This window comes from Pseudomonas chlororaphis (assembly GCA_001023535.1).
In the GTDB taxonomy this organism is placed as follows: Bacteria; Pseudomonadota; Gammaproteobacteria; order Pseudomonadales; family Pseudomonadaceae; genus Aquipseudomonas; species Aquipseudomonas chlororaphis_E.
In genome coordinates this window covers 516,609-538,649 of record CP011020.1, presented here as the reverse complement: position 1 = coordinate 538,649, position 22,041 = coordinate 516,609, and the positions used below count along the sequence as shown (strand labels likewise).

23 protein-coding genes are annotated in these 22,041 nt (G+C 62.3%); 14 read left to right on the top strand and 9 right to left on the bottom strand.

Features of this window, described 5'->3' with window-relative positions; genetic code table 11:
* Positions 1-17: 17 nt before the first annotated feature.
* A complete protein-coding gene (locus VM99_02225; protein ID AKJ96924.1) occupies positions 18-1,160 on the bottom strand; it encodes an MFS transporter in 1,143 nt (380 codons plus the stop codon).
* 274 nt (positions 1,161-1,434) lie between these two features.
* A complete protein-coding gene (locus tag VM99_02220) occupies positions 1,435-2,928 on the bottom strand; it encodes an aldehyde dehydrogenase (GenBank protein AKJ96923.1) in 1,494 nt (497 codons plus the stop codon).
* Positions 2,929-3,167: 239 nt separating this feature from the next.
* Here VM99_02220 and VM99_02215 point away from each other — a divergent pair, with 239 nt between their 5' ends.
* Positions 3,168-3,530: a transcriptional regulator gene (locus VM99_02215; GenBank protein AKJ96922.1), complete on the top strand. Its 363-nt coding sequence runs from the start codon at positions 3,168-3,170 to the stop codon at positions 3,528-3,530.
* A 154-nt stretch (positions 3,531-3,684) separates the two neighbouring features.
* Here VM99_02215 and rpmG read toward each other — a convergent pair whose 3' ends face one another.
* Together rpmG and rpmB are read right to left on the bottom strand one after the other, a co-directional pair.
* Positions 3,685-3,840, bottom strand: a complete 156-nt coding sequence (gene rpmG / locus VM99_02210; GenBank protein ID AKJ96921.1) for a 50S ribosomal protein L33 — start codon at positions 3,838-3,840, stop codon at positions 3,685-3,687.
* Positions 3,841-3,851: 11 nt separating this feature from the next.
* A complete protein-coding gene (gene rpmB, locus VM99_02205) occupies positions 3,852-4,085 on the bottom strand; it encodes a 50S ribosomal protein L28 (protein ID AKJ96920.1) in 234 nt (77 codons plus the stop codon).
* A gap of 437 nt (positions 4,086-4,522) precedes the next feature.
* On the opposite strand from rpmB, the gene VM99_02200 reads away from it, so the two are divergent.
* Positions 4,523-6,109, top strand: a complete 1,587-nt coding sequence (locus VM99_02200) for a peptide ABC transporter substrate-binding protein (protein ID AKJ96919.1) — start codon at positions 4,523-4,525, stop codon at positions 6,107-6,109.
* A gap of 135 nt (positions 6,110-6,244) precedes the next feature.
* Here VM99_02200 and VM99_02195 read toward each other — a convergent pair whose 3' ends face one another.
* Entirely contained in the window at positions 6,245-6,919 is a 675-nt protein-coding gene (locus VM99_02195; GenBank protein AKJ96918.1) for a hypothetical protein, read from the bottom strand.
* 146 nt (positions 6,920-7,065) lie between these two features.
* On the opposite strand from VM99_02195, the gene VM99_02190 reads away from it, so the two are divergent.
* The 4 genes from VM99_02190 to VM99_02175 all read left to right on the top strand — a co-directional run bounded on the left by VM99_02190 (position 7,066) and on the right by VM99_02175 (position 11,323).
* Positions 7,066-8,274, top strand: a complete 1,209-nt coding sequence (locus tag VM99_02190; GenBank protein ID AKJ96917.1) for a phosphopantothenoylcysteine decarboxylase — start codon at positions 7,066-7,068, stop codon at positions 8,272-8,274.
* 6 nt (positions 8,275-8,280) lie between these two features.
* On the top strand, positions 8,281-8,736 hold the full coding sequence (locus VM99_02185) for a deoxyuridine 5'-triphosphate nucleotidohydrolase (protein ID AKJ96916.1): 456 nt from the start codon (positions 8,281-8,283) through the stop codon (positions 8,734-8,736).
* 257 nt (positions 8,737-8,993) lie between these two features.
* Positions 8,994-10,391, top strand: coding sequence for a phosphoglucomutase (locus VM99_02180; GenBank protein AKJ96915.1), 1,398 nt, complete (start codon positions 8,994-8,996; stop codon positions 10,389-10,391).
* A gap of 26 nt (positions 10,392-10,417) precedes the next feature.
* A complete protein-coding gene (locus VM99_02175; protein ID AKJ96914.1) occupies positions 10,418-11,323 on the top strand; it encodes an acetylglutamate kinase in 906 nt (301 codons plus the stop codon).
* A gap of 188 nt (positions 11,324-11,511) precedes the next feature.
* On the opposite strand, the gene pyrE is transcribed toward VM99_02175, so the two are convergent.
* The gene (gene pyrE, locus VM99_02170; GenBank protein ID AKJ96913.1) at positions 11,512-12,156 is read right to left on the bottom strand and encodes an orotate phosphoribosyltransferase; all 645 of its coding nucleotides are present in this window, start codon (positions 12,154-12,156) and stop codon (positions 11,512-11,514) included.
* An 82-nt stretch (positions 12,157-12,238) separates the two neighbouring features.
* Here pyrE and VM99_02165 point away from each other — a divergent pair, with 82 nt between their 5' ends.
* Entirely contained in the window at positions 12,239-13,018 is a 780-nt protein-coding gene (locus VM99_02165) for an exodeoxyribonuclease III (protein ID AKJ96912.1), read from the top strand.
* Between the two features lie 179 nt (positions 13,019-13,197).
* On the opposite strand, the gene VM99_02160 is transcribed toward VM99_02165, so the two are convergent.
* Both VM99_02160 and rph read right to left on the bottom strand, forming a co-directional pair.
* On the bottom strand, positions 13,198-13,566 hold the full coding sequence (locus tag VM99_02160; protein AKJ96911.1) for an orotate phosphoribosyltransferase: 369 nt from the start codon (positions 13,564-13,566) through the stop codon (positions 13,198-13,200).
* Between the two features lie 30 nt (positions 13,567-13,596).
* Complete coding sequence (rph, locus tag VM99_02155; protein ID AKJ96910.1) at positions 13,597-14,319, bottom strand: ribonuclease PH; 723 nt, start codon at positions 14,317-14,319, stop codon at positions 13,597-13,599.
* A gap of 249 nt (positions 14,320-14,568) precedes the next feature.
* Here rph and VM99_02150 point away from each other — a divergent pair, with 249 nt between their 5' ends.
* The 6 genes from VM99_02150 to VM99_02125 all read left to right on the top strand — a co-directional run bounded on the left by VM99_02150 (position 14,569) and on the right by VM99_02125 (position 19,863).
* Positions 14,569-15,432 carry a hypothetical protein gene (locus VM99_02150; protein ID AKJ96909.1) on the top strand — a complete coding sequence of 288 codons (864 nt, stop codon included), beginning with the start codon at positions 14,569-14,571 and terminating at the stop codon, positions 15,430-15,432.
* A 12-nt stretch (positions 15,433-15,444) separates the two neighbouring features.
* Positions 15,445-16,065 carry a guanylate kinase gene (locus tag VM99_02145; GenBank protein AKJ96908.1) on the top strand — a complete coding sequence of 207 codons (621 nt, stop codon included), beginning with the start codon at positions 15,445-15,447 and terminating at the stop codon, positions 16,063-16,065.
* A gap of 166 nt (positions 16,066-16,231) precedes the next feature.
* On the top strand, positions 16,232-16,495 hold the full coding sequence (locus VM99_02140; GenBank protein ID AKJ96907.1) for a DNA-directed RNA polymerase subunit omega: 264 nt from the start codon (positions 16,232-16,234) through the stop codon (positions 16,493-16,495).
* Between the two features lie 60 nt (positions 16,496-16,555).
* Complete coding sequence (locus VM99_02135; GenBank protein ID AKJ96906.1) at positions 16,556-18,661, top strand: (p)ppGpp synthetase; 2,106 nt, start codon at positions 16,556-16,558, stop codon at positions 18,659-18,661.
* Positions 18,662-18,685: 24 nt separating this feature from the next.
* Positions 18,686-19,066: an endoribonuclease gene (locus VM99_02130; protein ID AKJ96905.1), complete on the top strand. Its 381-nt coding sequence runs from the start codon at positions 18,686-18,688 to the stop codon at positions 19,064-19,066.
* Positions 19,067-19,122: 56 nt separating this feature from the next.
* Positions 19,123-19,863 (top strand): lipoprotein, encoded by a 741-nt coding sequence (locus tag VM99_02125; GenBank protein AKJ96904.1) that lies wholly within the window; start codon positions 19,123-19,125, stop codon positions 19,861-19,863.
* 132 nt (positions 19,864-19,995) lie between these two features.
* On the opposite strand, the gene VM99_02120 is transcribed toward VM99_02125, so the two are convergent.
* On the bottom strand, positions 19,996-20,853 hold the full coding sequence (locus VM99_02120; GenBank protein ID AKJ96903.1) for an oxidoreductase: 858 nt from the start codon (positions 20,851-20,853) through the stop codon (positions 19,996-19,998).
* 187 nt (positions 20,854-21,040) lie between these two features.
* On the opposite strand from VM99_02120, the gene VM99_02115 reads away from it, so the two are divergent.
* Complete coding sequence (locus tag VM99_02115) at positions 21,041-22,036, top strand: biopolymer transporter ExbB (protein AKJ96902.1); 996 nt, start codon at positions 21,041-21,043, stop codon at positions 22,034-22,036.
* The last annotated feature ends 5 nt before the right edge of the window (positions 22,037-22,041 follow it).

Sequence of the window (22,041 nt, the reverse complement as noted above, 5' to 3'; positions counted from 1 at the left end):
CCGGCGTAGCGAAGTGATCACGCCGCTTGCGTGGCGCCGAACGCACCCTGGCGCAATAACAGGATCACCAGGCCGAAGGCCCCCGCCGCCATGAACAAGGGCAACGCATGCCCACTGATCCACTGGCTGCCGGCCCCCGCTGCCAGCGGACCGACCAGGCAACCGATCCCCCACAACTGCGCGACATGGGCATTGGCCCGCACCAGCGCATCGTCACGGAAACGCTCGCCGATCAGAATCAGCGACAGGGTAAACAAGCCACCTGCGCTGGCGCCGAACAGGATCCACAGGGGCCAGATCAACGGCGTATCGATCAGTACCGGCACCGCCAGGCTCGATAGCATCAACAACACCGCACAGCCGGTGAACAAGGTGCGGCGGGACATGTAGTCGGCCAGGGCGCCAACGGGCAATTGCAGTAAGGCATCGCCCACCACCACGGTGCTGACCATCGCCAATGCCACCTCGGCACTGAAGCCCTGGCGCAGGCAGTAGACCGGCAGCAATGTCAGGATCATCGCTTCGAAGGCGGCGAACAACGACACTGCCCAGCCAATCGCCGGCAAGCTTCGGCAAAACGCCCACAGGTCGCCCAACGTGACATTGCCGGCCTCGCTGCTGGGCGCGCCGCTGCGCCCCAGCAACAACAGCGGTGCAACCAAGAGCAGGCCGACGCCCACCCAGAAGCCATAATCGTGATCGGTCCCCAGCACGCCGAGCAGCAACGGCCCGGACAACTGGCTCAAGGCATAGCTGCAGCCGTACAACGCCACCAGTCGTCCGCGCCATTGTTCAACGACCAGTTGGTTGATCCAGCTCTCACCGAGGATGAAGACCAGGGTCAGCACCACGCCAATCAACAGGCGCAACACCAGCCAGACCGGATAACTGGGCATCAGCGCCAGCAAGCCGATCGACAGCGCGCCGCCCCACAGGCACAGGCGCATCAACGCCGCGGTGCCAAAGCGCGCAGCCAGCCGGCTCGACACCTTGGCCCCCAGCAACACGCCCACCGCCGGCATGGCGGCCATGACGCCGATGGCGAATGAACCATAGCCCCAGCCTTCCAGGCGCAACGACACCAGCGGCATGCTGACGCCCAAGGCCAGGCCGACGCTCAGGACAGACGCCAACACGACGAAGTAAGTCGCCCAACGCATTTGCACGCTCCTGTGGAGGGGTATCGGTGCAGGTATCACTCAAAATATTGTGGGAGCGGGCTTGCTTGCGAAGGCGGAGTGTCAATCAACTAGCTGTTGAATGTTAAACCGCTTTCGCGAGCAAGCCCGCTCCCACAGGGGATGTGTCTACCGCAAATCTTGCGCTCATCCTCGACCAATGTGGGAGCGGGCTCGCTCGCGAAAGCGGGGTGTCAGTCAACTTAGCCGTTGATGTTAACCGCCTTCGCGAGCAAGCCCGCTCCCACAAAAGGGGTCAGAGCTTGATCCAGGTCGCCTTCAGCTCGGTGTATTTGTCGAAGGCATGCAGCGATTTGTCACGACCGTTGCCCGACTGCTTGAAGCCACCGAACGGTGCAGTCATGTCGCCGCCATCGTACTGGTTGACCCAGACGCTGCCGGCGCGCAGGGCCTTGGCGGTCAGGTGAGCCTTGGAAATGTCCTTGGTCCACACCGCCGCCGCCAGGCCATACGGCGTATCGTTGGCAATCTGGATCGCTTCTTCGGCAGTGTCGAAGGCAATGACCGACAGCACTGGGCCGAAAATTTCTTCCTGGGCGATTTTCATGGCGTTGCTCACGCCGTCGAAAATCGTCGGCTCGACGTAGGTGCCGCCGGTTTCCTCGAGGATCCGCTTGCCGCCCGCCACCAGCTTGGCGCCGTCACTGTGACCGGCTTCGATGTAGGACAGCACGGTGTTCATCTGTTGGGTATCCACCAGGGCGCCGACGTTGGTGGCCGGGTCCAACGGATTACCCGGCTTCCAACCCTTGAGGGCCTCGATCACCAGCGGCAGGAAGGTATCCTTGATGGAGCGCTCCACCAGCAGGCGCGAACCGGCGGTGCAGACTTCACCCTGATTGAAGGCGATGGCGCTGGCGGCGGATTCGGCGGCGGCCTGCAGGTCGGGGGCGTCGGCGAACACGATGTTCGGGCTCTTGCCACCGGCTTCCAGCCAGATGCGTTTCATGTTGGATTCGCCGGCGTACACCATCAACTGCTTGGCGATTTTGGTGGAGCCGGTGAACACCAGCGTATCCACGTCCATGTGCAGGCCCAAGGCCTTGCCGACGGTATGCCCGTAGCCGGGCAGCACGTTCAGCACGCCCTTCGGAATACCGGCCTCGACCGCCAGGGCAGCGATACGCAGGGCCGTCAGCGGGGATTTTTCCGACGGCTTGAGCACCACCGAGTTACCGGTGGAGAGGGCCGGGCCGAGCTTCCAGCAGGCCATCATCAATGGGAAGTTCCACGGCACGATAGCGCCCACGACCCCGACCGGCTCGCGCGTCACCAGGCCCAGTTGATCGTGGGGCGTCGCCGCCACTTCGTCGTACAGCTTGTCGATGGCCTCGCCGCTCCAGCTCAACGCCTGGGCCGCGCCAGGCACGTCAATGTACAGCGAGTCGCTGATCGGCTTGCCCATGTCGAGGGTTTCCAGCAGGGCCAACTCTTCGGCGTTCTGCTTGAGCAGGCTGGCGAAACGAATCATGGTGGCTTTGCGCTTGCTGGGCGCCAGGCGCGACCAGACGCCGGAATTGAAGGTTGCGCGGGCGTTTTCCACGGCACGCTGGGCGTCGGCCACGTCGCATGCGGCGACTTTGCCCAAGAGGCGGCCATCGACCGGGCTGAGGCAATCAAAGGTTTCGCCGGACACTGCATCCGTGTATTCACCGTTGATGAAAGCGCGGCCTTCGATCTTCAGGTCGCGGGCACGTTGTTCCCAGTCGGCACGAGTCAGGGTGGTCATACGAGTGTCCTCCTCTTATTGAGTCAGAACGCCGCGCAACGCAGCGCTCAAAGAATTCTGCCCGGCCAGCCTGTTCGGCGCTGTTTTCGGCAGAGGGCACCCGCCACCCTAAACCAGCGGCCGGTGAAGTTTCAATATATTTGACATAGCGGTGGCAAACCGCCTTGCGATGTTCGTTTTAATAAACATAGACTCTGGCTCTTCCAGCCATTCGCGCCGTCATTCACGGGGATTACCGCATGAGCATCCAGGACATCGTCGATTTCAGCCACGCCACCACTGCCGCCGACCGCTACCGTCCGGACCCGGCCAAGGTACTCAAGGGCGATCCCGAACAGGCGGTGTACAACCACTACAACAGCCCGTGTGGCCAAATGAATGCCGGGGTCTGGGAAGGCGCCGTGGGCCAGTGGACGGTCAACTACACCGAGCATGAGTATTGCGAAATCGTCCAGGGTGTTTCCGTGCTGCGGGACAACGATGGGAACGCCAAGACCTTGCGCGCAGGTGACCGCTTCGTGATCCCGGCGGGCTTCAAGGGCACCTGGGAAGTGCTGGAACCGTGCCGCAAGATCTACGTGGTGTTCGAACAGAAGGCTTGAAGCCTTGGGATCAAGGGTGCATCGCCCCACACGGGCCATGTGGTGCCTTTGTGGGGGCGAGCTTGCTCGCGAAGAGGCCCGGACAGCCAAAAAAACCAACAAAAAAGGCCCGTATCGTGAGATACGGGCCTTTTTTGTAAGAGGGAAAAATCAATTACTTGATTTTGCCTTCCTTGTAGATCACGTGCTTGCGAACAACCGGATCATATTTCTTGATCTCGATTTTGTCCGGGGTAGTACGCTTGTTCTTGTCGGTAGTGTAGAAGTGACCAGTACCGGCGCTCGAGATCAAACGAATCAATTCACGCATGATTAGCTCCCTTAAACCTTGCCATCGCGGCGAAGTTCGGCCAGCACGACATCAATGCCGCGCTTGTCGATGATACGCATGCCTTTGGCAGATACGCGCAGACGTACAAAACGTTTCTCGGACTCAACCCAGAAGCGGTGATGCTGCAGGTTCGGCAGGAAACGACGACGGGTTTTGTTGTTTGCGTGGGAAATGTTATTCCCAGTCACCGGACCCTTACCGGTAACTTGACAGACTCTCGACATGCCTCAGCCCTCTAAAACCACATGCCCAACCCGGCATGGGTTGGCCGCTTAATCTCTCAGTCATTTGGCGCCAGGCGCCGCGTTTCTTTAAGGGTCTTACCGGCTACACCTACAGTGAAGGAACCGGGCCCCTAGAAAAGAGCGCTGCTTTATACCAGAAAGACCACGGTGCAACAACAACCGATGTGATTTGTCTTTGCGGCAGAACACCGTTCAACCGTCCGGGACGGCTGGGGCAAAGGCCGGCGCAGCCCGTGACCGCTCGTCGCTGCGCGCAGGTTTTTTTAACCTGCGCCAGGTTTGAGCCCATCACGCACCGCCACAGGGTGCCGGAAAATGCAAAAAGGGGATAGTCATTTGCCAGCGAGCCCACTAGGGTAGGCCTTTTCCAGACTGCACTCGCAGATGGGCCTTCGACTTGCACAAGGAAACTGCTCATGCGCCTCGCTGCCCTACCATTGTTGCTCGCCCCTCTGCTGATCAGCCCATTGGCCCAGGCGGCCGCCCTGAGTGTTTGTACCGAGGCGAGCCCGGAAGGGTTCGACGTGGTCCAGTACAACTCGCTGACAACCACCAACGCCTCTGCCGACGTGCTGATGAACCGCCTGGTGGACTTCGACACCGCCAGCGGCAAGGTGGTCCCCAGCCTTGCCAAGAGCTGGGAGATCTCGACCGACGGGCTGACCTACGTGTTCAAACTGCGCCCCCAGGTCAAGTTCCACCACACCGACTACTTCACGCCGCGTCGCGACCTGACCGCCGAGGACGTGAAATTCAGCTTCGAGCGCATGCTCGACCCGGCCAACCCCTGGCACAAGGTGGCCCAGAGCGGCTTCCCCCACGCCCAGTCCATGCAACTGCCCACGCTGATCAAGAAAATCGACGCGCTGGACCCGTTGACCGTGCGCTTCACCCTCGACCATGCCGATTCGACGTTCCTGGCAACGTTGAGCATGGGCTTTGCCTCTATCTATTCGGCTGAATACGCCGACCAATTGATGAAGGCCGGCACCCCGGAAAAGCTCAACAACCAGCCGGTCGGCACCGGCCCGTTCATTTTCAACCGGTTCCAGAAGGACGCGACGATCCGCTACAAGGCCAACGACGCCTATTTCGACGGCAAGCCTCAAGTGGACCCACTGATCTTCGCCATCACGCCGGATGCCAACGTGCGCTTGCAGAAACTGCGTCGCAATGAATGCCAGATCGCCCTGTCGCCCAAGCCACTGGACGTGCAGGCCGCGCGCCAGGAACCGACGCTGGCCGTGACCCAGACCGACGCCTTCATGACGGCCTTCGTGGCGATCAACAGCCAGCACCCGCCACTGGACAAACCTGAGGTGCGCCAGGCCATCAACCTGGCGTTCGACAAGGCCAGCTACCTCAAGACCGTCTTCGAAGGCACTGCGCAGGCGGCCAACGGGCCCTACCCGCCCAACACCTGGAGCTACGCCAAAAACCTGCCCGGCTACACCCACGACCCCGCCAAGGCTCGCGAACTGCTGGCCAAGGCCGGTTTGAAGGAAGGCTTCCAGACCACCCTCTGGACCCGCCCTTCCGGCAGCCTGCTGAACCCGAATCCGAGCCTTGGCGCCCAGCTGCTGCAATCGGACCTGGCGGAAATCGGCATCCAGGCTGAAATCCGGGTGATCGAATGGGGCGAGTTGATCCGTCGGGCCAAGGCCGGCGAACACGATCTGCTGTTCATGGGCTGGGCGGGCGACAACGGCGACCCGGACAATTTCCTCACGCCGCAGTTTTCCTGCGCGGCGGTCAAGTCCGGCACCAACTTCGCGCGCTACTGCAACCCCGACCTGGACAAACTGATCAGCGCCGGCAAGACCACCGGCGAGCAAGGCGTGCGCGCCAAGCTCTACGAGCAGGCCCAGGCACAGATCCAGCAACAGGCCCTCTGGCTGCCCCTGGCTCACCCGACGGCCTTCGCCCTCACCCGCAAGGAAGTGCAGGGTTATTCGGTCAGCCCGTTCGGTCGCCAGGACTACGCCAAGGTCACCCTCAAGTAACCACCTGTATGCATTGAAACCTGTGGGAGCGGGCTTGCCCGCGAAAGCGGTGGGTCAGCCAGCACGGATGTCGCCTGACACGACCTCTTCGCGAGCAAGCCCGCCCCCACAGAGTTTGCCATTGCCAGATCGCGGCTACATCCACCCGTACTCCACCATCGACAGCGGCTCCCCATCGCCGACGATGAAATGATCGAGCACCCGCACGTCAATCAACTCCAGCGCTTGCTGAAGGCGCCCGGTGAGCACCCGGTCGGCCTGGCTCGGCTCGGTATCGCCGGAAGGATGGTTGTGACACAGGATCAACGCGGCGGCATTGTGGGCCAGGGCGCGCTTGACCACTTGCCGTGGATAGACGCTGGCGCTGTCGATCGAGCCGCGAAACAGCGCCTCATAGGCCAACACCCGATGCCGGGAATCCAGGAACAGGCAGCCGAACACTTCATGGGGTTCATGGCGCAACACGGCCTTGAGGTAGTCGCGTACAACCAGCGGGCTCTCCAGCACCGACTCTCGTCGCAGGTCCTGGGCCAGATGTCGGCGCCCCATTTCCAGGACCGCTTGCAACTGCGCGAACTTCGCCGGCCCCAAGCCCAGTTGCATGCTGAATGTACGCAGGTCGGCGTCCAGTAAACCGCGCAGGCAACCAAATTGATGCAGCAGGTGTCGAGCCAGGTCTACTGCACTCTTCCCGCAAACCCCGGTTCGCAAGAAGATCGCCAACAGCTCGGCATCCGAAAGACTCGCCGAACCCAATTGCAACAACTTCTCCCGCGGGCGCTCGGCCGCCGGCCAATCTCGAATACTCATAGGACCTCCTGGTCTGTGGCGCACCGCTGTTCCATAGCGGTCGCTGTGATATCGTAGCCCATCTTTTTTGCAGGCGATTCGCACCCTGGCAGGCTGTTGCCGAAGGGTTCGCACTGCACTGACCACTGAAATCGAAAGGCAGGCCTATGCAGCGGCTGTATCGGAAACGCATCGTTCTGGGCGTCGGCGGCGGCATTGCTGCCTACAAGAGCGCCGAGCTGGTTCGCCGACTCATCGACCAGGGCGCGGAAGTACGGGTCGTCATGACCCGCGGCGGCAGTGAATTCATCACCCCGCTGACCATGCAGGCACTGTCCGGCCACCCGGTTCACCTGGACCTGCTCGACCCCGCGGCCGAGGCAGCCATGGGCCATATCGAACTGGCCAAGTGGGCCGACCTGGTGCTGATCGCCCCGGCGACCGCCGACCTGATCGCCCGCCTGGCCCAAGGCATCGCCGACGACCTGCTCACCACCCTGGTGCTCGCCACCGACGCCGTGGTGGCCGTCGCCCCAGCCATGAACCAGGCCATGTGGCGCGATCCGGCCACCCAGGCCAACCTGCAATTGCTCGAAAGCCGTGCACTGAAGGTCTTCGGCCCGGCCTCCGGCAGCCAGGCCTGCGGCGATGTCGGCATGGGCCGCATGCTGGAAGCCACCGACTTGGCCCAATGCGCCGCCGACTGCTTCCAGCGCCAGGCCCTGACCGGCAAACACGTGCTGATCACCGCCGGCCCGACCCAGGAAAACATCGACCCGGTGCGCTACATCACCAACCACAGCTCCGGGAAAATGGGCTTCGCCCTGGCCGAAGCCGCGGTGGAAGCCGGCGCCCGGGTGACCTTGATCACCGGCCCCGTGCACCTGCCCACGCCGGACCGGGTCACGCGCATCGACGTCGTCAGCGCCCGGGACATGCTCGCGGCGTGCGAAGCCGCCATCCCCTGCGACCTGTTCATCGCCTCGGCAGCGGTCGCGGACTACCGCCCCGAAGTCGTCGCCCCACAGAAATTGAAGAAAGACCCTACGAGTGGTGACGGCCTGCTGCTGCAGATGGTGCGCAACCCGGACATCCTTGCCAGTATCGCCACCCGCCCCGACCGGCCGTTCAGTGTCGGCTTCGCCGCCGAAACCGAACACCTGCTCGATTACGCCGCGCGCAAGCTCAAGGACAAGAACCTCGACTTGATCGTCGCCAACGACGTCGCCAACCCGAGCATCGGCTTCAACAGCGAGGAAAACGCCTGCAGCGTGATCGATCGCCAGTTGCACGCCACCCTTTTCGCCCAGACCAGCAAGGGCAAGATTGCCCGCCAGCTGATCACCTTCATCGCCGAACGTCTGAACCAGGTTTAAATCTCCATGCACGCTCTACAAGCCAAGATCCTCGATCCACGCATCGGCAACGAATTCCCGTTGCCGCAATACGCCACGCCCGGCTCCGCCGGTCTCGACCTGCGGGCGATGCTCAAGCAGGACACCCTCCTGGAACCGGGCCAGACCCTGCTGATCCCGACCGGCCTGTCGGTGTACATCGGCGACCCGAACCTGGCCGCGCTGATCCTGCCGCGCTCGGGCCTGGGCCACAAACACGGCATCGTGCTGGGCAACCTGGTGGGCCTGATCGACTCCGACTACCAGGGCGAGCTGATGGTGTCGTGCTGGAACCGTGGCCAGACGGCCTTCAACATCGCCGTGGGCGAACGCATTGCGCAACTGGTGCTGGTGCCAGTGGTGCAGGCTCATTTCGAACTGGTCACGGAATTCGACGAGAGCCAGCGCGGCGCCGGCGGTTTCGGCCACTCCGGCAGCCACTGAGCCGGCGGTTCGTGGCCGGGCGTGCTGCCCGGCCCGTTTATTAAGCTTCTGTTTCAGGGCGAAAAATGCGCAATGGCTTTCTGCTAGGTTTCCCATCCGGAATCAATGTATTAGGCGACCGAGCTCGGGATAACGCTATCTCATGGCATTTTCCCACCACGAACTCTCTGTCAAAAACGCCGTCATACCCTTCAGCTTGAGCCTGCCGACGCCCCTCGTCGGCCTGTCCAGTCACCCTCTGATAGAGCGCCCCGCCCATGAACACCCCAGCTGCAATCGCCCCGATCTTCCCTGACAGCATCTTCCGCGCCTACGACATCCGTGGCGTGGTACCGGAAACCCTCACCGCCGAAACCGCCTACTGGATCGGCCGCGCCATTGGCTCCCAGAGCCTGGCCCAGGGCGAACCGAACGTGTGCGTCGGCCGCGACGGCCGCCTGTCCGGCCCCGAGTTGGTCGCGCAATTGATCAAGGGTATTGCCGACAGTGGCTGCCACGTCAGCGACGTGGGCCTGGTGCCGACGCCGGCGCTGTACTACGCCGCCAACGTCCTGGCCGGCAAATCCGGCGTGATGCTCACCGGCAGCCACAACCCCTCGAACTACAACGGCTTCAAGATCGTCATCGCTGGCGACACCCTGGCCAACGAGCAGATCCAGGCCCTGCACACCCGCCTCAAGACCAACGACCTGAGCAGCGGCAAAGGCAGCGTGACCCAGGTCGACATCCTTGGGCGCTACAACGATGAGATCGTCAAGGACGTGAAGCTCGCCCGTCGCCTGAAAGTGGTGGTCGACTGCGGCAACGGCGCCGCCGGCGTGATTGCCCCGCAACTGATCGAAGCCCTGAACTGCGAGGTCATCCCGCTGTTCTGCGAGGTGGATGGCAACTTCCCCAACCATCACCCGGACCCGGGCAAGCTGGAAAACCTGCAAGACCTGATCGCCAAGGTCAAGGAAACCAACGCTGACCTGGGCCTGGCCTTCGACGGCGATGGCGACCGCGTCGGCGTGGTCACCAACACCGGCAGCGTCGTGTTCCCGGACCGCCTGCTGATGCTGTTTGCCAAGGATGTCGTGGCGCGCAACCCGGATGCCGAGATCATTTTCGACGTCAAGTGCACCCGTCGCCTGGTGCCACTGATCAAGGAATATGGCGGTCGCCCGCTGATGTGGAAGACCGGTCACTCGTTGATCAAGAAGAAAATGAAACAGAGCGGCGCCCTGCTGGCCGGGGAAATGAGTGGCCACATCTTCTTCAAGGAGCGCTGGTTCGGTTTCGACGACGGCATCTACAGCGCCGCGCGCCTGCTGGAGATCCTCAGCAAGGAGCCCTCCAGCGCCGAAGACCTGTTCGCGACCTTCCCGAACGATATTTCTACGCCGGAAATCAATATCCATGTGACCGAAGAGACCAAATTCAGCATCATTGATGCACTGCACGACGCTCAATGGGGCGAAGGCGCCGAACTGACCACCATCGACGGTGTGCGGGTCGACTATCCCCAGGGTTGGGGCCTGGTGCGCGCGTCCAACACCACGCCGGTGCTGGTCCTGCGCTTCGAGGCCGACAACGAAGCCGAACTGCAGCGCATCAAGGATGTGTTCCACACCCAACTCAAACGTGTTGCACCTGATCTTCAACTACCGTTCTGATTTTTGAAGCACCACCGGAGCCCTGAATGACCCTCGAACGCGAAGCCGCCGCCAATACCGCCAAGGTCCTGTCCGAAGCGTTGCCTTACATCCGACGCTATGTCGGCAAGACCCTGGTGATCAAATACGGCGGCAACGCGATGGAAAGCGAGGAGCTGAAAACCGGCTTCGCCCGCGACATCGTGCTGATGAAGGCCGTGGGCATCAACCCGGTGGTGGTGCATGGCGGTGGCCCGCAGATCGGCGACCTGCTCAAGCGCCTGGCGATCGAAAGCCATTTCATCGATGGCATGCGTGTCACCGACGCGCAGACCATGGATGTGGTGGAAATGGTCCTGGGTGGCCAGGTCAACAAGGACATCGTCAACCTGATCAACCGCCATGGCGGCAGCGCCATCGGCCTGACCGGCAAGGATGCCGAACTGATCCGGGCGAAAAAGCTCACCGTGACCCGCCAGACCCCGGAGATGACCCAGCCGGAAATCATCGACATCGGCCAGGTGGGCGAAGTGGTGGGCATCAACACCGACCTGCTGAACCTGCTGGTCAAGGGCGACTTCATCCCGGTCATCGCGCCTATCGGCGTGGGGGCCAACGGTGAGTCGTACAACATCAACGCCGACCTGGTGGCCGGCAAGGTGGCCGAGGCACTGAAAGCCGAGAAGCTGATGCTGCTGACCAACATCGCCGGCCTGATGGACAAGTCGGGCAAGGTCCTGACCGGGTTGTCGACCCAACAGGTCGACGACCTCATCGCCGACGGTACGATCTACGGCGGCATGCTGCCAAAGATCCGCTGCGCGCTGGAAGCGGTACAGGGCGGCGTCGGCAGCTCGCTGATCATCGATGGCCGGGTGCCGAATGCGATCCTGCTGGAGATCTTCACCGATACCGGCGTGGGTACGTTGATCAGCAATCGCAAGCGTCCTTAAGCGATTCCGGTAAAAAAAGACCCCGCTCAACCTGGTTGAGCGGGGTCTTTTTTTCACGGTTTACCGGTCAAGGCAAACTTATGTGGGAGCGGGCTTGCTCGCGAAAGCGGCAGGTCAGTCAACACAAGGTTGAATTTGCCATCGCATTCGCGAGCAAGCGCGCTCCCACAAGGGATTGTGCAAGCCGATCAAACGCCGAACTGCGCCCGATAAGCCTCAACCGCCGGCAAATGCTGTTTGAGCTGGGGGTCATCAGCCAAGAATTCCAGCACCTGGGTCAGCGACACAATGCTGATCACCGGAATGCCAAAGTCGCGCTCCACTTCCTGGATCGCCGACAACTCACCATTGCCACGCTCCTGGCGGTTCAGCGCGATCAGCACGCCGGCGGCCTTGGCGCCGTCCTGGGAAGCGATGATCTGCATCACCTCGCGAATAGCGGTGCCGGCGGTGATCACGTCGTCAATGATCAGGACGTCGCCGGTCAGCGGCGCGCCCACCAGGCTGCCGCCTTCACCGTGGGCCTTGGCTTCCTTGCGGTTGAAACACCAGGGCAGGTCGCGCTCGTGATGCTCGGCCAGGGCGACGGCGGTGGTGGCGGCCAGCGGGATGCCTTTGTAGGCCGGGCCGAACAGGACGTCGAACGCAATACCGCTCTCGACGATGGCCGCTGCATAGAAACGCCCCAGCTGCGCCAGGGCCGAACCGCTGTTGAACAGGCCGGCGTTGAAGAAGTACGGGCTGGTGCGTCCGGACTTGAGGGTGAACTCACCGAAGCGCAAAACCCCGCGATCGATGGCAAAACGAATGAAATCGCGCTGATACGCCTGCATGAAAAAAGCCTCAAATACCGCGGATTTAGCTAAATAGGTACACGCCGTGTATCATACACGCACGTGATTTTTGGGGCCATTTATGCGGATCATCAGTGTGAACGTCAATGGTATTCAGGCTGCAGTCGAGCGTGGTTTGCTCAGTTGGCTGCAAGCACAGAATGCCGACGTCATCTGCCTGCAGGACACCCGCGCCTCCGCCTTTGAACTGGACGATGCAGCCTTCCAACTGGATGGTTACTTCCTTTATGCCTGCGATGCCGAAGTCCCCGCCCAGGGTGGCGTGGCTTTGTACTCGCGGCTGCAACCGAAGGCTGTCATCAACGGTCTCGGTTTCGAGACGGCGGACCGCTACGGGCGCTACCTGCAAGCCGATTTCGACAAGGTCAGCATCGCGACCTTACTGCTCCCTTCGGGACAGAACGGCGATGAAGATTTGAATCAGAAATTCAAGTTGATGGACGACTTCGCCCGTTATCTTGATAAACAGCGACGCAAACGTCGCGAGTACATCTATTGTGGCTCGCTGTACGTGGCGCAACAGAAGCTGGATATCAAGAACTGGCGCGACAGCCAGCAATCTCCTGGCTTCCTGGCGCCGGAACGGGCCTGGATGGACGAGATCATTGGCAACATGGGCTATGTCGATGCCCTGCGCGAAGTCAGCCGCGAAGGCGACCAGTACAGCTGGTGGCCGGACAGCGAGCAGGCCGAGATGCTCAACCTCGGCTGGCGTTTCGACTACCAGTTGCTGACGCCCGGCCTGCGCCGCTTCGTACGCAGCGCTCGCCTGCCGCGCCAGCCTCGGTTCTCGCAGCACGCGCCGCTGATCGTGGACTACGACTGGACGCTGACGATCTGAGTGTCGTTTCGCAGCCACAAAAAAACCGACAGTCGATGTCGGTTTTTTTGTGGCCACTGAAAATCAACGGTGGGAGCGAGCTTGCTCGCGATGACGATGGATCGGCCAACATCGATATTGAATGAACAGCCGCAATCGCGAGCAAGCTCGCTCCCACAGGGCAAGGCGCTAGCTGATCGCTATTTGACCAGCCGCCAGGTAAACGGATACCGATACGGCTGTCCTTCATTGGCCTTGACCCCGGCGATGATGGTCAACACCAACGCACCAATGGCCACCAGACCGAACAGGAAGAAGCCAATCACCACGATCATCAGCAGCAGACTGATCGCCGAGGCGATCGCCACGGTGATCTGGAAGTTCAGCGCTTCCTTGCCTTGGGCATCGATGAACGGGTCGGACTCACGCTTGAGCTGCCAGAGCACCAGCGGCCCGATTAGCGTACCGAACGGAATCCAGATCCCCAGCAAGGCGGACAGGTGACAAAACATTGCCCATTGACGCGCCTCTTTGCTCGGCTGGGGCAGCAGGACTGGCTCATCACTCATGTCGCTCTCCTTGTCTGAAGCGTGAATCGATCAGTCAGCCAGGGCGGCCTTCTGCAATTCGAAGATCTGACTCATGCCGTTCTTCGCCAGTTCCAGCATAGCGTTCAATTCTTCCGGCTGGAACGGCGCGCCTTCGGCGGTGCCCTGCACTTCGATGAAGCCGCCGGCGCTGGTCATGACCACGTTCAGGTCGGTCTCGGCAGCCGAGTCTTCCAGGTAGTCCAGGTCCAGGACCGGCTCGCCCTGGTACATGCCCACGGACACCGCGGCGATCATCTGCTTGAGCGGGTCGCCGCCCTTGAGGCCGCCACGCTTCTTGATCACTTTCAAGGCATCGACCAACGCGACCATCGCGCCGGTGATGGACGCGGTGCGGGTGCCGCCGTCAGCCTGGATCACGTCGCAATCGACGTACAAGGTCACGTCGCCCAGCTTGGACATGTCCAGCGCGGCGCGCAGCGAACGGCCGATCAGGCGCTGGATTTCCAGGGTGCGCCCGCCCTGCTTGCCACGGCTGGCTTCGCGCTGGTTACGCTCGCCGGTGGCCCGCGGCAGCATGCCGTACTCGGCGGTCAGCCAACCCTGGCCCTGGCCCTTGAGGAACCGCGGCACGCCGTTCTCGACGCTGACGGTGCAGATCACCTTGGTATCACCGAATTCGACCAGTACAGAGCCCTCGGCGTGTTTGGTGTAGTTGCGGGTAATGCGGATCGAGCGGAGCTGATCGGCAGCGCGACCACTTGGACGTTTCATAGGGAACACCTGTACTGAGGACGGAAAACTGCCGGCATTATAAAGCCGTGTGCCGCGCGAGGGCAGTTCTAAAAAGCCGGCGCGACGAGTGCAGCCTCTCAAACGCCCGGCCGACGGGTTGCAGCGCTTTGTCACAGGCACGGTTTGGGGGCACACGCTTCACTGCGCTACAATCCTGCGCCTTTGCTGCCCGCCGGGCTCAATCCACAGATTCTCAGGTCGTGTCGGCCTGCAATGCGAGGAACCTCCATGGTGCACAGCATGACCGCCTTCGCCCGCGTCGAAAAAGCCGGGGCTCAAGGCACGCTGAGCTGGGAACTGCGCTCGGTCAACAGTCGCTACCTGGAACCGCACCTGCGCCTGCCCGAATCCTTCCGCGACCTGGAAGGCGGCGTGCGTGAAGCGCTGCGCCAGGGCCTGTCCCGGGGCAAGCTGGAATGCACCCTGCGCTTTACCGAAGAAAGCACCGGCAAACCCTTGCAGGTGGATCGCGAACGCGCCGCGCAACTGGTGGCTGCCGCCGAAACCGTTGTCAGCCTGATCAGCAACCCCGCCGCCCTGAACCCGCTGGAAGTACTGGCCTGGCCCGGCGTGCTGGTGGGTGACGCCAGCGATCCGCAGGCACTGAACGCCGAGGCCCTGGCGCTGTTCAACCAAGGTCTGAAGGAACTTAAGGCCGGGCGTGAGCGCGAAGGCGCGGAACTGGCCCGGCTGATCAACGAGCGCCTCACCGCCATTGAAGAAGACGTCAGCACCCTGCGCGAACTGGTTCCGCAGATGCTCGCCACCCAGCGCCAGAAAGTCCTCGACCGCTTTGCCGACATGAAGGCCGAGCTGGACCCGCAGCGCCTGGAACAGGAAATGGTCATGCTCGCGCAAAAAAGCGACGTGGCCGAAGAACTGGATCGCCTGAGCACCCACATCATCGAAGTCCGCCGGGTGCTCAAGTCCGGTGGCGCGGCCGGTCGCCGCCTGGACTTCCTGATGCAGGAACTCAACCGCGAAGCCAACACACTGGGCTCCAAGGCCTTCGACCCGCGCAGCACCCAGGCTGCGGTCAACCTCAAGGTGTTGATCGAGCAGATGCGCGAACAAGTACAGAACATTGAGTAAGGCTAACCCGACATGACCCACAGCACCGGCACCCTGTACATCATTTCCGCGCCTTCGGGCGCCGGCAAGACCAGCCTGGTCAAGGCCCTGATAGACGCCGAGCCGCAGATCCGCGTCTCCGTGTCCCATACCACCCGCGCCATGCGCCCGGGCGAAGTGAACGGGGTGAACTATCACTTCGTCGACCGCGAAGAGTTCGTGAGGATGGCCGAGCACGGCGACTTCCTCGAGCGCGCCGAAGTCTTCGGCAACCTGTACGGTACCTCGCAGAGCTACCTGCAGCAGACCCTGGACGAAGGCCACGACCTGATCCTGGAAATCGACTGGCAAGGCGCCGAGCAGGTGCGCAAGCTCATGCCCCAGGCCCGCTCGATCTTCATCCTGCCGCCAAGCCAGCAAGCCTTGCGCCAGCGCCTGACCAACCGAGGCCAGGACAGCGACGAGATCATCGAAGGGCGGATGCGTGAAGCGGTCAGCGAAATGAGCCACTACGTCGATTACGATTACCTGATCATCAACGACGATTTCGCCCACGCGCTGGACGACCTGAAGGCGATATTCCGCGCCAGCCAGCTGCAGCAGAAACGCCAGCAGCAGCGTTTCGGTAAATTGCTGGCCGAACTGCTGGGCTGAGAAGCCCTTCCCAAAACCGCTGCGACGGCTTTACATTGGTACTCGCAGCGCGCCGAGGGCTTGCTCAAAAAATCAGCGCTTCCCTAAACGCTGGTGTTTTTTTAAACTGTCGAGTCCGCTTGCCCAACCGGGCAGCGCGCATATTGCATTCGCTCCGAGGAATACCATGGCCCGCGTAACCGTTGAAGACTGCCTAGAACACGTGGAAAACCGCTTTGAGCTGGTCATGCTCTCTACCAAGCGTGCCCGTCAACTGGCCACCGGCGGCAAAGAGCCATTGGTCCAGTGGGAAAACGACAAGCCTACCGTGGTAGCGCTGCGTGAAATCGCCGAAGGCCTGATGAGCTACGAGTTCATCGCCAACGCTGAAATCGTCGAGGACGAACCGCTGTTCGCAGCGTTCGAGGACGAGTCCAACGAGGCGGTCTAAGCCTATGCCTGGTCGACGTAGCACGGCGCGGGGTCACAGCAGACGGCAGGAGTCATCATCATGCCGAGCATAGACGCCCTCGCCGATCGCTTATCGGCCTACCTCGGCACAGACCAGGTCAACCTGGTCCGCCGAGCCTATTTCTACGCCGAACAAGCCCACGACGGCCAGCGCCGCCGCAGCGGCGAGGCGTACGTCACGCACCCGCTTGCCGTGGCGAACATCCTGGCCGACATGCACATGGACCATCAGAGCCTGATGGCGGCCATGCTCCATGACGTGATCGAAGACACCGGTATCGCCAAGGAAGCGCTGCAGGCGCAGTTTGGCGAAACCGTGGCCGAGCTGGTCGACGGGGTCAGCAAGCTGACCCAGATGAACTTCGAGACCAAGGCCGAGGCCCAGGCCGAGAACTTCCAGAAAATGGCCATGGCCATGGCCCGCGACATTCGCGTGATCCTGGTCAAGCTCGCCGACCGCCTGCACAACATGCGCACGCTGGAAGTACTGTCCGGCGAAAAGCGCCGCCGCATCGCCAAGGAAACCCTGGAGATCTACGCGCCCATCGCCAATCGCCTGGGCATGCACGCCATCCGTATCGAGTTCGAAGACCTGGGCTTCAAGGCCATGCACCCGATGCGTTCGGCGCGGATCAACCAGGCCGTCAAGCGCGCCCGGGGCAACCGCAAGGAAATCGTCAACAAGATCGAAGAGTCCCTGAGCCATTGCCTGGCCATCGACGGCATCGAAGGCGACGTCAGCGGGCGGCAGAAGCACCTCTACGGCATCTACAAGAAAATGCGCGGCAAGCGCCGGGCCTTCAACGAGATCATGGACGTCTACGCGTTCCGGATCATCGTCGACAAGGTCGACACCTGCTATCGCGTATTGGGCGCCGTGCACAATTTGTACAAACCGCTGCCGGGGCGCTTCAAGGACTACATCGCGATCCCCAAGGCCAACGGCTACCAGTCGCTGCACACCACGCTGTTCGGCATGCACGGCGTACCCATCGAAATCCAGATCCGCACCCGCGAAATGGAAGAGATGGCCAACAACGGCATCGCGGCCCATTGGCTGTACAAATCCAGCGGTGACGAACAGCCCAAGAGCACCCACGCCCGGGCCCGGCAATGGGTCAAGGGCGTATTGGAAATGCAGCAGCGCGCCGGCAACTCCCTGGAATTCATCGAGAGCGTCAAGATCGACCTGTTCCCCGACGAGGTCTACGTCTTCACGCCCAAGGGCCGGATCATGGAGCTGCCCAAGGGCTCCACGGCCGTGGACTTTGCCTACGCAGTGCACACCGACGTCGGCAACAGTTGCATCGCCTGCCGGATCAACCGCCGCCTGGCCCCGTTGTCCGAACCGCTGCAAAGCGGCTCCACGGTGGAAATCGTCAGCGCCCCCGGCGCCCGGCCGAACCCGGCGTGGCTCAACTTCGTCGTCACCGGCAAGGCACGCACGCACATCCGCCACGCCTTGAAACTGCAACGCCGCTCCGAGTCGATCAACCTCGGCGAACGCCTGCTGAACAAGGTACTGAACGGCTTCGACAGCTCGCTGGACAAGATCCCGACCGAGCGCGTGCAGGTGATGCTCCACGAATACCGCCTCGAGCTGATCGAAGACCTGCTCGAAGACATCGGCCTGGGCAACCGCATGGCCTACGTCGTCGCCCGCCGCCTGCTCGGCGAAGGCGAACAGTTGCCGAGCCCCGAAGGCCCGCTGGCGATTCGCGGCACCGAAGGCCTGGTGCTCAGCTACGCCAAATGCTGCACACCGATCCCGGGCGACCCGATTGTCGGCCACTTGTCCGCCGGCAAGGGGATGGTGGTGCACCTGGACAACTGCCGCAACATCAGCGAAATCCGCCACAACCCGGAAAAATGCATCCAGCTCTCCTGGGCCAAGGATGTCACCGGCGAATTCAACGTCGAGCTGCGGGTCGAGCTGGAGCACCAGCGCGGCCTGATCGCCTTGCTGGCCAGCAGCGTCAACGCCGCCGACGGCAATATCGAGAAAATCAGCATGGACGAGCGCGATGGTCGCATCAGCGTCGTCCAACTGGTGGTCAGCGTCCACGACCGCGTGCACCTGGCCCGCGTGATCAAGAAACTGCGCGCCCTGACCGGCGTCATCCGCATCACCCGGATGCGCGCGTAGCCTGTTCATTACAAGGAGTCATTCATGACCAAGACCGTTATCACCAGCGACAAGGCCCCGGCCGCCATCGGCACTTACTCCCAGGCGATCAAGGCAGGCAACACCGTGTACATGTCGGGCCAGATCCCCCTGGACCCGAAAACCATGGAGCTGGTGGAAGGCTTCGAAGCCCAGACCGTGCAGGTCTTCGAAAACCTCAAGGCCGTGGCCGAGGCCGCTGGCGGTTCATTCAAGGACATCGTCAAGCTGAACATCTTCCTCACCGACCTGAGCCACTTCGCCAAGGTCAACGAGATCATGGGCAAGTACTTCGACCAGCCTTACCCTGCCCGCGCGGCCATCGGCGTGGCAGCCCTGCCGAAGGGCGCCCAGGTTGAGATGGACGCGATCCTGGTCATCGAGTAATCAGGCCGGCGCAGCGTCCCCCCGCTGCGCCGTTTTCGTCTTGAAAGGATTCCACCATGCGCAATGCGCTTGCTCTTTCGCTGGTCGCCCTGTTCCTGGGCGGCTGCGCCAGCGACCCTGCCGACCGTGACATCAGCGGCACCTGGATCAACCAGGCCGCCATCGACGCTGCCGCCAAAGGCGGCCCACTTCGCGAAGCGCTGCAGGCTTATGGCCCGAACCTGGAATGGGACATCAACACCCGGGCCGGCCAGGCACGCTACACCAACGGTTTTGAAAACGTCGAAGGCAAGTTGCTGGGCGAAGAAGACGGGGCATGGAAAGTCGACTTCTACGGCAGTTCCGCCAGCGAACTGAAACGCGACGGCGACCAGTTGAACCAGGCCGCCAACGAGAACGAACCGCAGCAGGTGTTCGACCGCGCACAAGTCCAGGTACCGGACGGCGCCCCCATCGGCGCCAGCTTCGAGCGAGCGCTGTACGCCGCCTACCTCGGCGGCACTTGGCGCATCGTCAACGGCCCCGGCCAAGGCGCGATCGTGCAGTTCCAACCCGATGGCCAGGTCAGCGGCCTGCCGGGCGCTGATCGCTACGCCCTGTGCCTGGCGGGCGATTGCGCCTCCATGAGCGGCGGCAACGACAACATCTGGCTGCAACAGAACGGCCAGGGCAACACCTGGATCTTCGCCCGCGACGGCAAGAAACTGGAAATCTTCCAGACCATCAACGCCGCGCTGGCCGATGAAATGCCGTCGTTCACGCCCGGTGACCGGCGCTGGGTGCTGGAGAAGCAGTAGCCCGACCCAGCAGCAACAACCCTGTGGGAGCGGGCTTGCTCGCGAAGGCGGCACGACAGTCAACGAAGACAGTCGATGCCAGGCCCCTTCGCGAGCAAGCCCGCTCCCACAGTTGTTCTGGGGCTATGGAATTCAGCAGCGCCCTTCCAGGATCGCCGCATACCCCTGGCGAAAACTCGGATACTGCGGCGTCCAACCCAACGCCTTCGCCCGGGCATTGCTGCAGCGCTTGCTGCCGGCACGCCGTACGCTGGCGTCTTCGGCCCATTGGGTGACGCCCATGTACTCACGCAACCAGCCCACCACCTCGGCCAGCGGCGCCGGAGCGTCGTCGACCCCGATGTAGCAATCGTCCAGCCTCTTGCCCTGGCGATCCGCTTCCAGCAGGAATGCCAGCAAACCCGCTGCATCGTCGGCATGGATGCGATTGGCGTATAGAGGAGGGTCGACGACAACGCGATAGCCCTGGCGCACCTGGCTCAACAGCCACTCACGGCCTGGGCCATAGATGCCGGTCAGGCGCACGCGACTGGCGGGAATGCCGCTGTCCAGCGCCACTTGCTCGGCTTCAAGCATCAGCCGGCCGGAATACCCCTCCGCTTCGGTAGGCGAGTTTTCGTCGACCCACTCGCCCTTCTGCTGCCCATAGACACTGCTGCTGGAAACAAACAGCAGGCGCCGTGGTTGCTGGCCGTGCTGCTTCAACCACCCCAGCACATGCTCAAGCCCCTCGATGTAGGCCGCTCGATAGCCGGCCTCGTCATGGTCGGTGGCCGCGGCACTGTACACCAGGTAATCCAGCGGCCCGGTGGGCCAGTCGGCCGGGCACTGCGCGCTGAACAGATCACCGGCCACACCGCTCACCCCGGCGGGCAGGTGAGCGACCGTACGTCGCAGGCCATGGACCTGCCAGTTTTCGGCCACCAGCCGGCGAGCCAACCGGCCGCCGATATCGCCGCAGCCGGCGATCAAAACAGAAGGCGCGGACATCAACATCTCCTTTAGTAAAGCCGCAGACTAGCCTCGCAAAGGGATGAGCGGCTAGCAATGAAGGAAAAAAAGATACTCTATTACTTTTGTTAACAAGAATTACTTGCAATAATGCACGCCACTTTTGTTCTCGGCCCCACGAGGCCTGGAAGAACATCCATTTTTTTTCCTCTCAGGTCCGGCCAGCATGAAACACGCCCTATTATCCGCTTCGCCAACCAACCGACCTCGCGCCTGGCGCGCCATGGCAGCCCTGCTGCTCGGCCTGCTGCTGGCACCTGCCGCCGCCTTCGCCGATCAGGCCGCCCCTGCGACCGTCAATGAGCCCGCGGCCAATACCCAGGCAGACGTGCCGAGAAACCCCGACGGCAGCGTCGACACTTCATCCTTGCCGCCTGAAGTGCAAAAGGCTCTGGCTGGGCTCGGTGAAGCCGCCAAGCAGATGGAAGAAGAACAAAAGGCCGACAACTCACTGGGCATGGCCCATGACCTTTCGCCCTGGGGCATGTACAAGAACGCCGACATCATCGTCAAGATCGTGATGATCGGCCTGGCCATCGCCTCGATCATCACCTGGACCATCTGGATCGCCAAAGGCTTCGAGCTGCTGGGCGCCAAGCGCCGCTTGCGGGGCGAGATCGCCGCGCTGAAAAAGGCCACCACCCTCAAGGAAGCCAGCGCCACCGCCGCCAAGGAAGGGACGCTGGCCAACCTGCTGGTCCATGACGCGCTCGAAGAGATGCGCCTGTCGGCCAACAGCCGCGAGAAGGAAGGCATCAAGGAGCGCGTGAGCTTCCGCCTGGAGCGCCTGGTCGCCGCCTGCGGTCGTAACATGAGCAGTGGCACCGGCGTGCTCGCCACCATCGGCTCCACCGCACCGTTCGTCGGCCTGTTCGGCACCGTGTGGGGCATCATGAACAGCTTCATCGGCATCGCCAAGACCCAGACCACCAATCTCGCCGTCGTGGCCCCCGGCATCGCCGAGGCCCTGCTGGCGACCGCATTGGGCCTGGTCGCGGCGATCCCGGCCGTGGTCATCTACAACGTCTTCGCCCGCTCCATCGCCGGCTACAAGGCCCAGGTCTCCGACGCCTCGGCCGAAGTCCTGCTGCTGGTCAGCCGCGACCTCGACCACCTGCCACCCGAGCGTGGTTCGCAACCGCACATGGTGAAAGTGGGGTAATCGGC

Excerpts from the sequence above, each read along its gene's own strand:
- VM99_02215 (AKJ96922.1), top strand. The coding sequence starts at position 3,168 with ATGAGCATCCAGGACATCGTCGATTTCAGCCACGCCACCACTGCCGCC.
- VM99_02225 (AKJ96924.1), bottom strand. The coding sequence starts at position 1,160 with ATGCGTTGGGCGACTTACTTCGTCGTGTTGGCGTCTGTCCTGAGCGTC.
- VM99_02195 (AKJ96918.1), bottom strand. The coding sequence starts at position 6,919 with ATGAGTATTCGAGATTGGCCGGCGGCCGAGCGCCCGCGGGAGAAGTTG.
- VM99_02145 (AKJ96908.1), top strand. The coding sequence starts at position 15,445 with ATGACCCACAGCACCGGCACCCTGTACATCATTTCCGCGCCTTCGGGC.
- rpmG (AKJ96921.1), bottom strand. The coding sequence starts at position 3,840 with ATGCGTGAATTGATTCGTTTGATCTCGAGCGCCGGTACTGGTCACTTC.
- rph (AKJ96910.1), bottom strand. The coding sequence starts at position 14,319 with ATGAAACGTCCAAGTGGTCGCGCTGCCGATCAGCTCCGCTCGATCCGC.
- VM99_02130 (AKJ96905.1), top strand. The coding sequence starts at position 18,686 with ATGACCAAGACCGTTATCACCAGCGACAAGGCCCCGGCCGCCATCGGC.
- pyrE (AKJ96913.1), bottom strand. The coding sequence starts at position 12,156 with ATGCAGGCGTATCAGCGCGATTTCATTCGTTTTGCCATCGATCGCGGG.
- VM99_02220 (AKJ96923.1), bottom strand. The coding sequence starts at position 2,928 with ATGACCACCCTGACTCGTGCCGACTGGGAACAACGTGCCCGCGACCTG.
- VM99_02185 (AKJ96916.1), top strand. The coding sequence starts at position 8,281 with ATGCACGCTCTACAAGCCAAGATCCTCGATCCACGCATCGGCAACGAA.
- VM99_02165 (AKJ96912.1), top strand. The coding sequence starts at position 12,239 with ATGCGGATCATCAGTGTGAACGTCAATGGTATTCAGGCTGCAGTCGAG.
- VM99_02180 (AKJ96915.1), top strand. The coding sequence starts at position 8,994 with ATGAACACCCCAGCTGCAATCGCCCCGATCTTCCCTGACAGCATCTTC.
- VM99_02115 (AKJ96902.1), top strand. The coding sequence starts at position 21,041 with ATGAAACACGCCCTATTATCCGCTTCGCCAACCAACCGACCTCGCGCC.
- VM99_02140 (AKJ96907.1), top strand. The coding sequence starts at position 16,232 with ATGGCCCGCGTAACCGTTGAAGACTGCCTAGAACACGTGGAAAACCGC.
- VM99_02190 (AKJ96917.1), top strand. The coding sequence starts at position 7,066 with ATGCAGCGGCTGTATCGGAAACGCATCGTTCTGGGCGTCGGCGGCGGC.
- VM99_02135 (AKJ96906.1), top strand. The coding sequence starts at position 16,556 with ATGCCGAGCATAGACGCCCTCGCCGATCGCTTATCGGCCTACCTCGGC.
- VM99_02120 (AKJ96903.1), bottom strand. The coding sequence starts at position 20,853 with ATGTCCGCGCCTTCTGTTTTGATCGCCGGCTGCGGCGATATCGGCGGC.
- VM99_02125 (AKJ96904.1), top strand. The coding sequence starts at position 19,123 with ATGCGCAATGCGCTTGCTCTTTCGCTGGTCGCCCTGTTCCTGGGCGGC.
- VM99_02175 (AKJ96914.1), top strand. The coding sequence starts at position 10,418 with ATGACCCTCGAACGCGAAGCCGCCGCCAATACCGCCAAGGTCCTGTCC.
- VM99_02160 (AKJ96911.1), bottom strand. The coding sequence starts at position 13,566 with ATGAGTGATGAGCCAGTCCTGCTGCCCCAGCCGAGCAAAGAGGCGCGT.
- VM99_02200 (AKJ96919.1), top strand. The coding sequence starts at position 4,523 with ATGCGCCTCGCTGCCCTACCATTGTTGCTCGCCCCTCTGCTGATCAGC.
- VM99_02150 (AKJ96909.1), top strand. The coding sequence starts at position 14,569 with ATGGTGCACAGCATGACCGCCTTCGCCCGCGTCGAAAAAGCCGGGGCT.
- rpmB (AKJ96920.1), bottom strand. The coding sequence starts at position 4,085 with ATGTCGAGAGTCTGTCAAGTTACCGGTAAGGGTCCGGTGACTGGGAAT.